The sequence below is a fragment of the Roseivirga sp. 4D4 genome (assembly GCF_001747095.1).
Classification (GTDB): Bacteria; Bacteroidota; Bacteroidia; order Cytophagales; family Cyclobacteriaceae; genus Roseivirga.
This window is the reverse complement of record NZ_MDGP01000001.1, coordinates 960,165-973,328: the sequence shown is the minus strand read 5'-3', so window position 1 is coordinate 973,328 and position 13,164 is coordinate 960,165. Positions and strand designations below refer to the sequence as shown.

Annotated in this window: 10 protein-coding genes; 2 read left to right on the top strand and 8 right to left on the bottom strand. The window is 41.8% G+C overall.

What is annotated here, in order from left to right; translation table 11 throughout:
- Window positions 1-119: 119 nt before the first annotated feature.
- Window positions 120-1,829: a carboxypeptidase-like regulatory domain-containing protein gene (locus BFP97_RS04220; protein WP_069841213.1), complete on the top strand. Its 1,710-nt coding sequence runs from the start codon at window positions 120-122 to the stop codon at window positions 1,827-1,829.
- On the opposite strand, the gene BFP97_RS04215 is transcribed toward BFP97_RS04220, so the two are convergent.
- Window positions 1,806-3,302 carry a hypothetical protein gene (locus BFP97_RS04215; protein WP_069841212.1) on the bottom strand — a complete coding sequence of 499 codons (1,497 nt, stop codon included), beginning with the start codon at window positions 3,300-3,302 and terminating at the stop codon, window positions 1,806-1,808. The two genes, BFP97_RS04220 and BFP97_RS04215, sit on opposite strands and share 24 nt — an antisense overlap.
- Before the next feature lie 122 nt (window positions 3,303-3,424).
- A complete protein-coding gene (locus tag BFP97_RS04210; RefSeq protein WP_069841211.1) occupies window positions 3,425-4,165 on the bottom strand; it encodes a hypothetical protein in 741 nt (246 codons plus the stop codon).
- Between the two features lie 95 nt (window positions 4,166-4,260).
- Here BFP97_RS04210 and BFP97_RS04205 point away from each other — a divergent pair, with 95 nt between their 5' ends.
- Entirely contained in the window at window positions 4,261-5,331 is a 1,071-nt protein-coding gene (locus BFP97_RS04205; RefSeq protein ID WP_083262421.1) for an N-acetylmuramoyl-L-alanine amidase, read from the top strand.
- A gap of 71 nt (window positions 5,332-5,402) precedes the next feature.
- Here BFP97_RS04205 and BFP97_RS04200 read toward each other — a convergent pair whose 3' ends face one another.
- From BFP97_RS04200 to BFP97_RS04175, 6 genes are all read right to left on the bottom strand, one after another.
- Window positions 5,403-7,703 carry a family 65 glycosyl hydrolase domain-containing protein gene (locus BFP97_RS04200; protein WP_069841210.1) on the bottom strand — a complete coding sequence of 767 codons (2,301 nt, stop codon included), beginning with the start codon at window positions 7,701-7,703 and terminating at the stop codon, window positions 5,403-5,405.
- On the bottom strand, window positions 7,681-8,358 hold the full coding sequence (gene pgmB / locus BFP97_RS04195; RefSeq protein WP_069841209.1) for a beta-phosphoglucomutase: 678 nt from the start codon (window positions 8,356-8,358) through the stop codon (window positions 7,681-7,683). Before pgmB ends, BFP97_RS04200 begins: the two co-directional genes overlap by 23 nt.
- Entirely contained in the window at window positions 8,355-9,347 is a 993-nt protein-coding gene (locus BFP97_RS04190) for a carbohydrate kinase family protein (RefSeq protein ID WP_069841208.1), read from the bottom strand. The genes pgmB and BFP97_RS04190 overlap by 4 nt, the downstream gene beginning before the upstream one ends.
- Window positions 9,348-9,354: 7 nt before the next feature.
- Window positions 9,355-10,953, bottom strand: a complete 1,599-nt coding sequence (locus BFP97_RS04185; protein WP_069841207.1) for a sodium:solute symporter — start codon at window positions 10,951-10,953, stop codon at window positions 9,355-9,357.
- A gap of 25 nt (window positions 10,954-10,978) precedes the next feature.
- Window positions 10,979-11,797 carry a family 16 glycosylhydrolase gene (locus BFP97_RS04180; RefSeq protein WP_069841206.1) on the bottom strand — a complete coding sequence of 273 codons (819 nt, stop codon included), beginning with the start codon at window positions 11,795-11,797 and terminating at the stop codon, window positions 10,979-10,981.
- Window positions 11,798-11,934: 137 nt separating this feature from the next.
- Window positions 11,935-13,164, bottom strand: a complete 1,230-nt coding sequence (locus BFP97_RS04175; protein ID WP_083262420.1) for a family 16 glycosylhydrolase — start codon at window positions 13,162-13,164, stop codon at window positions 11,935-11,937.

Below are 13,164 nucleotides of genomic sequence, written 5' to 3'. Positions count from 1 at the left end.
AAGTGAAATGAGAAAAGTAATTACATCAGAAATTACCTTCTATACCTTATCATAAAAGAAATTTAACAAAAGGCTGAAATAGGTTGCCACCTTTAATGGATAACTTGCGTCAGTAAAGTATGCGTTTACTCCTCTTCTGCTTCTTTCTGACCACCATCACCACCTTGACCGTCCGTGCTCAGGACTCGGTGTTGGTATTAAGAGGTCAGGTCATCGAACAGAAAAGTGAAGAGCCAGTGCCTTTTGTGAACATCAGGCTCAATGATTACTACTACGGAACGTCCACCAATCTGGATGGACGATTTGAGTTAAAGCTAAAACAAGGACGCTTCTCTGATAAAAATGAGCTTCAAATATCTTGCATAGGATACCAGTCTCTCGTCATCAAACTTTCCTCCCTGGATCCAAGCTTATATCAGACCATTCGATTAATACCGCGACAGAATAGCCTTGATGATTTTGTGGTAAGAAGCTCGAGGCTTAGGCGTAAAGAGAGCAATCAAGCCAGGACAGTGGTTATGGATGCTATAGACAGGATCCCGGCCAACAGAGCCAAAACTAATTATCTGGCCAAATCATTTTATAGGCATTACTGTAAAGAGGATACCAGTTATGTGAGGCTAACAGAAGCGGCTATAGCGCTTTTTCAGCATAAAAAGGGAGGTAAGTTTGTCCAGATCCCTGAGCAGCGACTTCATTTTGGCCTAAATCATATGCGAAGGAGCTTTGATTATACAAGCTTCGCAAAACTCTCACACCCCCCTATTTCCCTCAACTTCATCATGTCGAATGACCTGACCAATTATGAGTTCCACAATCCATTGAGACGAAATTTAGATCATTATGAATTCATGATTGAGGACACTACTTCTCTAAATAATGAGCCCATTATCGTGATAGGCTTTGAACCAAAAGAGCCTCAAAAGCGAAAGCTCAATTATGAAGGCAAGTTGTTCATCAACATGAAGGATAAGGGTTTTGTAAGAGCTGATATCAAAGAAATTCAGGTCTTCTCCAACGCTATTGATAGTATTCGTTCAACTGTAGACAAACAGGTCTTTTTCCAGAAGTTCAAAGGAAAGTACTTCCCACAGCGTTTACTATCAGATGTAAATGCCGAGCACTTCTTTTCGGGTTCGGATCAATCCGTTAGTCACCAATCTCATGTAGAGATCATGGTGAACGAGTTGATCCCCAAATCACAGGCTGAATTCGCAGCTGGGGAACCCTCTGAGGAAGATTTACGAGCCATTCAATATGATTCGGCCTTCTGGAATTCCTATACAGTACTAGAAGCAACACCGCTAGAGAAGAAAATTATTGATGATCTCTCCAAAAAAGTATCGCTACAGAATCAGTTCGAAGCGATCAATAGATTTAAAGAAGGCGTTCAGTCCATTATTGATAACTCAGACTTTCAAGCAGCCATAAGCGATTACAATGGAACCCCTGTTTATACCGTCTTATGGGCAAAGTGGGGCGTCCCAAATTTCTATGAAATAATTCCATCGCCTTACCTTAGAAAGTTGATGAAAAAAGGAAAAGTCAAACTCTTGATGATCTCTCTTGACGAGGATGAAGCCACGTGGAATGAAAACCGAGAAATCTACGGCCTGAATAGAGACTTTGTAATTCACAAGCGAGTTCCATTGGGATTAGGAGATGATATCGTTCAGAAGTTCTTTGAGGAGCTTGTTCCAGACTATTTGGTACTTGGCGTAGATGGAAAAATTCTAGACCACTTCCCTCCATTACCGAGCGTATCGGATGTCAAGTCTTACTACAATGAACTAATGAAACAAAAATCAGTTGAGTCGCAGAACCGATAGATTCAGTCGTTTATTATCCTCATCAAACTGGACTTTCAAAAGACGATCTTGAGACCAATTCATTAAGGATATATCCTCGTCTACCTTCAATGAATTAAGAGCTTTTGAACTGACGTCAAACGATTGATAGGTGTGGGCTTGAGGATATTGAAAATGGCTACCTATAAAGTGGTTCACCCTTGCCAATCTACCAAAATCGATCAGGTCAAAGGCAAGGCCTTGAGATTCAACTATCTTCAAATCAGAAGCTATTTTCAAATAGGCGGTGTGATTATAAGATATGCCCTGATTGACTGCCTTGCTCAAACTTTGATTCATAAATCTCATTTGTATCTGATCTGTGGCGGAGGCCCTATCAATCCGTCCTTCTAAGTCCCTTCCACCATTGGCCTCGAAGACATTCCTTCTTCCATATACATTCTGATCAATCTGGGCCGTACGATCCCTCGCGATAAACTCTCTTTCTAAAGCTCCCCTACTTCGGTATTCAGGCTTAAACACCTCAAGAGCCACCATTAACTGTCCATTCTCATTCAATCTCAACCCGTCCATGAATACAGATGCATTGGCCCCTCGAAACTTCTTTTCCTTGGCTTTCTCAAAACCTTCGGAGGATAAGTCCTCAAATGTCTGATAGGTCGAAATGCCCTTTAGTGATTTAAATGCTTCATGACTTAAAGCCCCTTCTCTACCATCAATTTTTCCCCAAAAAAGCCCCTCAACCTTATCTTTCGTACCAACACTGTAAGTACCCGCAATAAGCGCATTGTTAGCTGTATAGATCGCTTTCACAGCTCTCACCTTCTTCTTTTCAAAAGATGCCAGCATTTCATTTCTCAGAACATTGCCTTGCAGATTAAGTGATCTCCAGATCAAAGCATCTTTCTTTTGAATATCTGCCAGTATCAAAAAATTCAATCCCTTCGTTTCTGGATCAAACTTAGTTTCACCGATATACTTTACTCTGCCCGGCACCCCTACAGGTATTGTTTCAAAAGAGTTATCGGACTTCAGTTTAAAGATGACTGGATTCGGACCGATGAGCCCAGTCATCCACACATGATCATAATAAGTCTCTACTTGACTAACCTGAACCGCACCTGAAAATTCATACCTGGAACGTTCATAATCTCCGTATTCTGTATTCGCTTTGATTAACTCATAGCGCTTGCCTGATTTATCGGCAAAGAGGAGTATTATTCCTTTTGGGGATACTTGTTGAAAGACAGGAGACATTCCTTTGGAAAAGGGATACATGTTCTTCCATGTCTGCTCTAATTCATGATTCAGTCCCGAATATTCTAAGGCTAGGTCTCCAGTGCTAAGCTGCACCATATTTCTGTTCAGCAATACTACGCCCAATGTATCAACAGGATACACATTGTATGCCCCTTTAAAACTCGCAGTAACATCATCCTGAGCCAAGACGCCAAGGTTGAGAAGGGTAAAAAGGCCAAAAAGTAGTCGCTTCATAGTATCATTATGTCAAAAGTGAATTTAGAAAAGAACCTAGGAAGGAATCCACCTCAGAATATATCTTTTCATTTAGACTGACAAACACTATGTCTAATACGTTGTAAACGAGGAGTGCGTTTTCACTTCTTTTTATACCAATATTTGTTGGGGTTCGCTGGATCAAAAACATCTTTTGATAGGCCCTTAGATGCGTCAATATCCAAATAGTGCTCTATTTGCAACATTCTTCCATCCAAGAAAAAGGTTACGGTTTGTTCTACCCATCCCCCTTCTACTTTTTTATGGTCACTGTATTGAACATCTAATACAGCTCCCCTCCCCGTTTTACTAATTCTTCTTACGGTGTAGAAGTGATCGGCATCGATCCAAAACTGCTTCGTTTCCAAATCTCCTTCCTTCGCCCCAACAACATATGCTCGTTTGCCATTTAATCGATCCTCGCGGAAAACGGATGTGTCATAACCATATTCTTTGAGCTTATCCATCACCTTGGCAGGCGAAATAAAATACATTCCTCCTTTAAAGAGTAAGAACTCTTGAGGCTCAAAGCGAGCCGATTGGAAGTTGTAATCATGAAAGCGATAGGCAGAATCATTTCTGAAAATCACGAAACGTCCTTGATCGTTATAATCAATTCTAAATAGGTCAGGATAACTCACTGCCTCGTACCATATGGCTGTATCTCTGACGGCTCCATTCTGATTGTACCGAATCGTCTCTTGCGTGAAAGTGAATTCTTTGAACCAGTCACTACGATTCTTCACTTGCATGGCATCCAACAATTGACCTGTACTGGTGATTTGGGCATTTGAAGCTTGAAGTGAAATGCCTAAAACGAAGAGTATCAAAATTTGCTTCATGGACTAAAGCTAGTACTATCTAAAAACATACGAACGTGAGAACTTGCTAAAACACATCCCCAATCAAAGAAGTGTTCTTCACATAGCCCAAAACTATGTTGACAATCATCCTAAATTTTAGCATCTTCAAATCTGATTGCGATGGCAGCTCAGTGAAAAGATTTTTACTTCTCTTTATACTCCTTCAAGCCTTCTGGATTAATACCTCCATCGCCCAATCGACCCCAAAAACGGTTATTGCTGTATCTGGAGATGGCATCCATAAAATACTGATTAAGAACGGGTTTGACCCAATTAAGTATTACAAAGAGTTCGTACGCCTGAACAAAAAGAATATCAGCCGCTCCAATGGTCTGTTCATCGGCAAGAAGTATATACTTCCAAACGAAGGTAGTGGTACAACAAGTTCTTCATCTGCTGATGACAAGTCAATCGACTTTCCTCTTTTCGGCAAAAAGTACGCTAAAGTACCCATAGAAAGTAACGCCCTAAAAGGAGCTATCTATTATCTCATTTCAGGCCATGGCGGACCCGATCCGGGAGCGGTTGCAAAACGTAGTGGAAGAACCATCTCAGAAGATGAGTATGCCTATGACGTAACCCTCAGATTGGCCAGAAGTCTGTTAGCTCAGGGTGCTGAAGTTTACTTAATAATTCAGGACAAAAATGATGGTATCAGAGATGAGAGTATTCTCAAAGTGGACTATGATGAAGTCAACTACCCGAACCAGAAGATTCCAAGAAGTCAGAAACTGCGCTTAAGACAGCGAACGGCTTCCGTTAACAAGCTCTTTAAGCAAAATGGAAAGGCCTATCAACGCCTAGTGGTTACTCATGTGGATAGCCGTAGTCAAAGAGAGAAAATTGACGTTTTCTTCTATCATCATAAAAACAGTAAATCAGGCAAGCGATTAGCTACTAACCTTCAAAAGACCTTCAAACAGAAGTACGCCAAGTATCAACCCAATCGAAAGTATACCGGCACAGTAGAGAGTCGAAGCAATCTCTATGTTATTCGGAATACTCTTCCCCCGGTGGTTTATATCGAACTGGGCAATCTAAAAAACACTGCAGACCAAAGGCGTATTCTAAATGCTACTAATCGGGATGCTTTGGCCAAGTGGATTGCCGAGGGACTAACTTTGGACTACAGCAAATCCAAGTGATTATGATAAATGAAAGCCAAAAAAAGCCTATTGATTTCTCAATAGGCCTTTTTATATACTCGTAAGAGCTGTTAAGGCATATCAATGATGATTTCACTATTTCCAGCTAATGAATGCTTATCGTCAAAGACGTAAAGCTCTAAACCCTCAGCTGAATCATTCTTTATAGTGACAGCATTCTTTGAGGCAGAGATCTTGAGGTTACGCTCTCTAAATTTAATTTTGAACGAGTATCCCTCCCATTGATCTGGCAATGAAGGGCTGAAGTAGAGTTCTCCATTTCTAACCCTCATCCCTGCAAAACCTTTGGCGAAGGCCATCCATGTACCGGCCATTGAGGTGGTATGACAGCCATCTTCGGTATCATTATTATAATCATCTAAATCAAGACGAGCCGTACGGATGTACATCTCATAGGCCTTCTCTTTGCGACCTAGCTTAGAAGCAAGGATTCCATGCACACATGGAGATAATGATGATTCATGAACCGTTAGTGGTTCGTAGAAATCAAAGTTCCTTTCGATGGTTTCTATATCAAACTCATCCTCAAAGAGGTAGACGCCCTGAAGCGTATCAGCCTGTTTGATGTAACATGAGCGTAGAATCCTATCCCAAGACCACTTCTGGTTGATCGGACGATCCTCAGGGTTCATATCATCGGTTTTGATGAGCTCTTTATCCAAGAATCCATCCTGCTGCAAGAACACACCCAATTCTTCGTCATAGCCCAGGTACATGTTGTCTAGAATATGCTGCCATTTGTTTGTCTCTTCTACACCCTTGAAATTGATTTTCTCAAGGAGTGCTTTTAGTTTGGGGCTCTCCTTATACTGTTGTAATCCCTCAATTGTGTATTTCAGGGTCCACAATGCCATTTTACTGGTGTACCAGTTATTGTTGACATTGTTTTCGTACTCATTAGGTCCAGTTACACCCAGCATTACATACTGCTCCTTGGCTTTAGACCATTGGACACGTTGTGCCCAGAATCTTGATATAGCAATCAGTACCTCTAAACCATAGTCAACGAGATATTCATTATCGTCATGGTAATTGATATAGTCATAAATGGCGTATGCGATAGCGCCATTTCTATGAATCTCTTCGAAGGTGATTTCCCATTCATTGTGACACTCTTCTCCATTCATAGTCACCATTGGGTAAAGTGCCGCTCCATCGGTAAAGCCTAGTTTTTCTGCATTTTCAATGGCTCTGTCTAAGTGCTTATAGCGGTACATAACCAGGTTTCTCGCTACTTCCTGATCAGAAGTTGCCAGGTAGAATGGTAAACAGTAGGCTTCAGTGTCCCAATAGGTACTTCCACCATATTTCTCTCCTGTAAAGCCTTTAGGACCAATGTTCAGTCTTTCATCTTTACCAGTATACGTTTGATTCAATTGAAAAATATTGAATCGAATACCTTGCTGAGAAGACACATCTCCATCAATGGTGATATCACTCTTTTTCCAGCTTTCAATCCAAGCAGCTTTTTGCTCATCCATCAAGGCATCGAAACCTGTAGACATGGCATCTTCAACCTGAGTCTGACATTCTTTGGCAAGCACATCCTTCTCAAAGTTCATCGAAGAGATATTCGCTGCATACTTATAGATGGTGAAGGCCTCTCCCTCTGAAACACTTCCTGTTTCAGTCACTTCAACGTATTTGTCGCGATCGGCAGTTGTTCTTCCTTTAGAGGTCCATGATCCTCCTATTTTAAACGACATACCCGTTGCGACCCAGAAATCCGTCTTTTTCGTACTCGCCACGATATAAGAGAAATCAGAACCGGCCTGTTTAGACTGTTCTACCCAGAACTTCTCATCATAGTTTGAGTCTGCGTTCACTACATCAAAATCAACATATGGAGTGATTTTGGCTTCTCCAGAGAAATTCAATGGAGTTACTTGATAAGCGATGGCCCCAATCCTATTACGCACCATGCTGTTAAATCTGGTGGTAATGACTGAAACAGACTTTCCACTCGGAAGAGTGGCGGTAAAAGAGCGCTGTAGATAGCCCTCTTGCATATTCAATTCACGTCTGAAATCGGAGACTTCAGCGGTATGCAGATCTAAAGCTTCCCCATCGAATTCGATATTAATTCCAATCCAATTGGCAGCATTCAATACTTTAGCGAAGTACTCTGGGTAACCATTTTTCCACCAGCCAACTCGAGTCTTATCTGGATAGTACACTCCCGCGACATAGTTGCCTTGAAGTGTGTCTCCCGAGTATTGCTCTTCGAAGTTGGCACGTCCACCGAACATGCCATTTCCTATACTGAATATACTTTCTGAAATTCTATTGTACTCTGGAACAAAGCCTTCTTCTATGATCGACCAAGGATCATGCTTGATGTAATTCTTCATTACTGTATAATGCTTTTAAAAAATCAATATCTACTTTGGTTAAATCGCTGATTACTACATCAGCTTCTGATAACACGATTGGGTCTCCAACTCCAATACACTTCATGCCTCCGGCCTTTGCCGCTTTTACACCTGATATGGCATCTTCCAAAACCAAACAGTCTTCTGGGAAGAATCCAAGCTGTTCTGCTCCTTTTAGAAATACTTCTGGGTTGGGTTTTGATTGGGTGATCTGGTTACCATCCACAATCACTTTAAAGACCTTATCAAGCCCTACACACTTTAAAATGGTAGGCGTGTTTTTACTGGCAGATCCAATGGCTATGGCAATGCCATTGGCCTTGAGTTTATCAATGAAGTCAACAACACCGGGTAAAATATCCGATGGCGTCATAGAGGAGATAATATCCACGTATATCTCATTCTTACGTTCAGTATAGGCCTGAATCTCTTCGTCAGTCTTTTCAATATTGCCCAAGGAGAGTATATGCTTCATAGAGTCGAAACGACTTACCCCTTTAAGGTTCTCATTCTCGGCTTCGTCAAAGGCCACACCTACTTCATCTGCCATGGCCTTCCAGGCAGTGTAGTGTGCTGGTACGGTATCAACTATAACACCATCCAGGTCAAATATGCATGCTTTAGGTAAAATCATTTAAAATCAGGGTAGTGACCTCGCATCATGTCCTCCGTCTCATCAAGAGACTTGAAGACTTCGAAGGTCGTGCCTTGTGTACGTTGTGCGCCAAGTGCATTGGCATACATAGCGGATAAAATAAAGTTGTCGCCACCATCCTTCAAACCGTAGGCCAAGCCTCCTGCAAAAGAGTCGCCACAGCCTGTTGTATCGATAACCTGTTCCATAAAGATGGACGGGACAAATTCTTCTTTCAACTCACCATTGGGCTTTGTGAATACTTTGCAGCCAGACGCATCTGTGGTGATTATTAGCGCTTTTGGACCCCTGTCTAAGATGTAATCAGCCATAGGCCTTAAGTGATCCTGTCCGATATCATCTAGAAGGTCGGTCAATTCGCTTTCAGCATACTCATGCTTATACCAGGTACACCATGACTCTTCAAGGTTCATCTTCAGCACATCGATGTATGGTAACCATAGATCTCTTTCGACCCAAAACTTCTTATGCCGATCTCCTCCTATAGTCATGGTATGTGTAGGTCCATGGCCATCGAAGATTATGGTCCCTGAGCTATGCTCTTTGAGATACTTTAGGGTATCCAAAACGATCTCATGATCTGTGATCGGTACAAAGACAAAAGCATCACAGTCAATGTATGGCGCTAAATCCTTCGGCATGATTGGATTCATAAATGCCGTCTGCTTTTCTTCTCTGAAGTTTTGATCGATGAACTTCAGTTTGATAACGTCCCCACTGTCAGCTTCGTCACTCACCCCTGACATATCAATCGCAGGAAATGGCTTGAATATTTCCCGAACGGCTGGGGTATCAATTTTACGAATATGTGAGATCGGGTAAACCGTACCCTGATCTCTCAGTAGTTGCGCCAAGCCAATCACTGGATGAGTAATACAACCATACTTTTCGATCACCTCACCTCTGTGTGTGGTAATGTGATCTCGAGGGATTGGCCCTACAACCGCTACTTTGTATTTTCTGCTCATTTTATCACTAGCTAAAGTATATCCAAAGCGCTGCGATTATCGCAATAAGTACGATGGTTAGCAAAGTATCGAGCTTCTTTTTCCCTGATTCCGTTTGCACTCCCCGTTCATAGGTAATTCCATCTGTCTTTTCGGGTGCTGGAGCGGGAGTCATCAAACTCACAACGACCAAGACAGCACTACAAATGACAAAGAGGAATATGGCAAAATGAAGGAAGTTGAACGTAGCAAAATCATAGACAATTCCGGAAAGGGAATCTTGCATTTGCTCTAACACAAAACGCAAAGCTCCAATACCTAGTCCAGTCAGAAGTGCTGCCATAGCACCTTGTCCATTCAATCGTTTAAAGAAAATACCAAGCAAAAAGACCGCTGCAATTGGTGGTGAGATATAACCTTGAACACTCTGTAGGTAGACAAAGAGCGAGTCGCTCACATTCTCCATAAATGGAATCCACAGTAAACCGATAGCTACCATGATAATGGTTGCAATTTGGCCGATTACCACCAACTTCTTTTCCGGGGTTTCTGGCTTCCACCTTTTATAGACGTCAATTGTGAAAATTGTGGAGCAAGAATTAAAAACAGAGGATAATGAGCTCATTAAAGCCGCAAGCAAACCAGCAATCACCAACCCTCTAAGACCTGCCGGCACCATGGCCTTGACCATCACTATAAGCGACTGATCGTTACTCTCCAACTCTAACATCCCCTTTTGAGAAAGTGCATAAGCGATAATTCCAGGAACTACGAATAAAAATAGCGGAAGCATTTTCAAGAAACCGCCAAAGATGGTTCCTTTCCTAGCTTGTTCTATATTTCTGGCCGAGAGTACACGCTGTACTATGTATTGATCGGTACACCAATACCAAATTCCTAGAATTGGTGCTCCAAAAAGGATACCTGTCCAAGGAAAGTCGGGATGATCCATAGGTTGCCACATATCAAAGTAACTGTCTCCTACAGTCGCTTGAAGTTCTCCCCAACCACCAAGCGCTTGAAGACCAAAAATTGTAACGGCAATAGAACCACCGATCAGTACGAACATTTGAATCATATCCGTGTATAGTACTGCTTTGAGGCCTCCAAAGATTGTATATACACCTGTCGCGACAACAATGATTAGTGCACCTGTCCAAAACTCTACACCTATCGCTGTAAAGACTATTGCCCCTGCTGCAATGGTCACGGAGATCTTTGTAAGGATATAAGCAATGATTGAAACCCAAGTGAGGTAAGTTCTAGCCCCTGATGAATATCTTTTTTCCAGAAATTCAGGCATGGTAAAAACACCACTTCTAACATAGAATGGTACAAACACCCAACCCAAAAGTAGTAACATAAAACCTGCAAGAATTTCGAATTGGCCAACAGCAACTCCTGAACTGGCACCAGAACCAGCAAGACCTACTAGGTGCTCTGAACCAATATTGGAAGCAAATAATGAGGCTCCAATGACAAACCAACCCACATTCTTACCTCCCAAAAAGTAATCTGACGAAGAGGCATTAACCTTCTCTTTAATTGTCGCCCAGGCTGCAATACCAAAGACTACCAAAAAATAGCCAGCTATAATGACGTAATCGAGGCTAATTAAATCTACCATGTTTTTAAGTTAAGGTTGAGTTGTGTTAAAAGCTATATATCCTGACGTAGTCCACTTCCATGGATTGTGGCCATATGGAGTCATCAACTCCCCGAGAACCACCCCATGATCCTCCAACGGCTAAATTCAATATTACATAAAAGGGATGATCAAATGGCCAATCGTCCGCATCCTTCCCTGTATTCTCAAAAGTATGATACTGTTCTCCATCGATAAACCATTCAATTTTATCGGCTGTCCACTCAATGGCATACTCATGAAATACCTCCGAAGCATCTGAGATCATTGTGGAATCTCCTTTTTGTGTTCCCTTCATATGGTTGAATGATTGGGTGTGCACTGTCCCGTAAATCATACCTTGGTTATAGCCAACATGCTCCATGATGTCAATTTCTCCGCTTCTGGGCCATCCACCATATTCGTTCTTTGCGGGAAGCATCCATATGGCCGGCCATGTTCCAGTGCCCTGAGGGAGTTTAGCGCTTACCTCAATCCTACCGTACTTCCAATCACCTCTATTTTTTGTCATTACTTTGGCTGAAGAATATGCACTATTCTCTATGGAATCGTGCAAAGCAGTAATGACCAGTTTGCCGTCTTCAATGCGTAGGTTTTCAGAACGATCGGAGTAATACTGAAGCTCATTGTTACCAAAGCCACAAAGTTGAGGGCAACCATCGCCTACGGAGATAAACCATTTGTCCTTATCAAGATTAGCACCATCAAACTCATCTGACCAAACCAGTTTCGGCTCATTTGACCTCGTGCTCAAAAGAAATAGTAACAGGAATATTGCTGAAGCCGAAAAAGCCAAAGGCTTTATGAGCTTTTCTCTAAAAGTCATTCAATGTGTTTTAAATCAATGATGTTTCCCCCATTTCATTGTTTTCTACACAATTCAAAACTACAAGAAAAAGCCAAAGCGGAAATGACTTTGGCTTTAATTTCATAGTTCAATCCTATTATGGACGCTCAACCTAATCAGTTAGCCAATTCGTATACTCTGACATAATCCAAAATGAATTGCTGGCTCTGAATGCTTGGATCAATGGCTCCTCCCATTCCGCCACCCATAGCAAGGTTCACAATGAGATTCTGAGGCTTATTGAAGGGCCATTCTAATTCATCAGCTGTTTTGTCATAAGTGTAATAATACTCGCCATCCAAATAAGCTTTTACACCTTCAGGCGTCCACTCAATGGTGTAATTATGAAAGGTATTGGTCATGTCCTCTACCTCCTTTACAGCCGTAATATGAGTCCCCTCCTTGAAATAGTAGGTTCTGGTGTGGCAAGAGGCGTGGTTAATACCATTGCCAGTCTCGTCATCAATTTCGCTGCCAATGTTCTCAAGAACATCAATTTCTCCGCAATAAGGCCAAGAAAGCTCATCTCTGTATTCATCACCCAAGAGCCAGCCAGCTGCCCAAGTACCATCTTTTGAAGGAGACTTAGCTCTAAATTCTATTTTTCCATATAGGAAGCTAACTTTTCCTCTGGTCGTTAACCGAGCAGAAGTCCAATCTTGTCCCATATCGTTCTTGTGAGCTTCAATAATCAGGTTACCATTTTCAACCCGAGCATTTTCTCTTCTATCCTTGGTATAATATTGAGGTTCATTGTTACCCCAACCCCAGTTTCCAACATCATAAGTCCACTTGGTGAGATCGGGTGCACCATCTACATCAAACTCATCTGACCAGACCAATTTCCATTCAGATCCGCTTGTACTTTGGGTCATTGACTCAGGAGTCATTTCATGATCAATCATTTTAGTGAATTGAACACGATCCACCTCAACGTCACCTGACATGTGCAGCTTCATTTTGTGGACACCGGTGTTTAAAGGGCTACCATCTTTTCCCACCAATGAATAATCATTGCTATTGGCCACAATGGCTCCGGTGATATTGTATGTTCTTCCATCTGGATTATCATGGTAATCTTCAACCCAGACTGAACCGTTTCCTTTGGTCAAGACTTCCGTCTTATATCTGCCCACAGCGGGTACATTTAACTCAAATGTCACCCATGAATCTCCTGATGATTTTATACCCGAGGTATTCTTTTCGACACTTCCAGATGATTCTATGAAGTCTTCAGCTTCAAAAACCGCATCAGCATCGATGGTGGTTTTATCTCCAGAAGTTTGTCCACAGGCAATGCAAAGGACACAGAGTATTAGTATAGACAAATATTTTAAATGCTTCAT

Coding starts and splice junctions, on each gene's coding strand:
- BFP97_RS04205 (WP_083262421.1), top strand. CDS start 4,261: ATGTTGACAATCATCCTAAATTTTAGCATCTTCAAATCTGATTGCGAT.
- BFP97_RS04175 (WP_083262420.1), bottom strand. CDS start 13,164: ATGAAGCATTTAAAATATTTGTCTATACTAATACTCTGTGTCCTTTGC.
- BFP97_RS04215 (WP_069841212.1), bottom strand. CDS start 3,302: ATGAAGCGACTACTTTTTGGCCTTTTTACCCTTCTCAACCTTGGCGTC.
- BFP97_RS04220 (WP_069841213.1), top strand. CDS start 120: ATGCGTTTACTCCTCTTCTGCTTCTTTCTGACCACCATCACCACCTTG.
- BFP97_RS04180 (WP_069841206.1), bottom strand. CDS start 11,797: ATGACTTTTAGAGAAAAGCTCATAAAGCCTTTGGCTTTTTCGGCTTCA.
- BFP97_RS04185 (WP_069841207.1), bottom strand. CDS start 10,953: ATGGTAGATTTAATTAGCCTCGATTACGTCATTATAGCTGGCTATTTT.
- BFP97_RS04190 (WP_069841208.1), bottom strand. CDS start 9,347: ATGAGCAGAAAATACAAAGTAGCGGTTGTAGGGCCAATCCCTCGAGAT.
- BFP97_RS04200 (WP_069841210.1), bottom strand. CDS start 7,703: ATGAAGAATTACATCAAGCATGATCCTTGGTCGATCATAGAAGAAGGC.
- pgmB (WP_069841209.1), bottom strand. CDS start 8,358: ATGATTTTACCTAAAGCATGCATATTTGACCTGGATGGTGTTATAGTT.
- BFP97_RS04210 (WP_069841211.1), bottom strand. CDS start 4,165: ATGAAGCAAATTTTGATACTCTTCGTTTTAGGCATTTCACTTCAAGCT.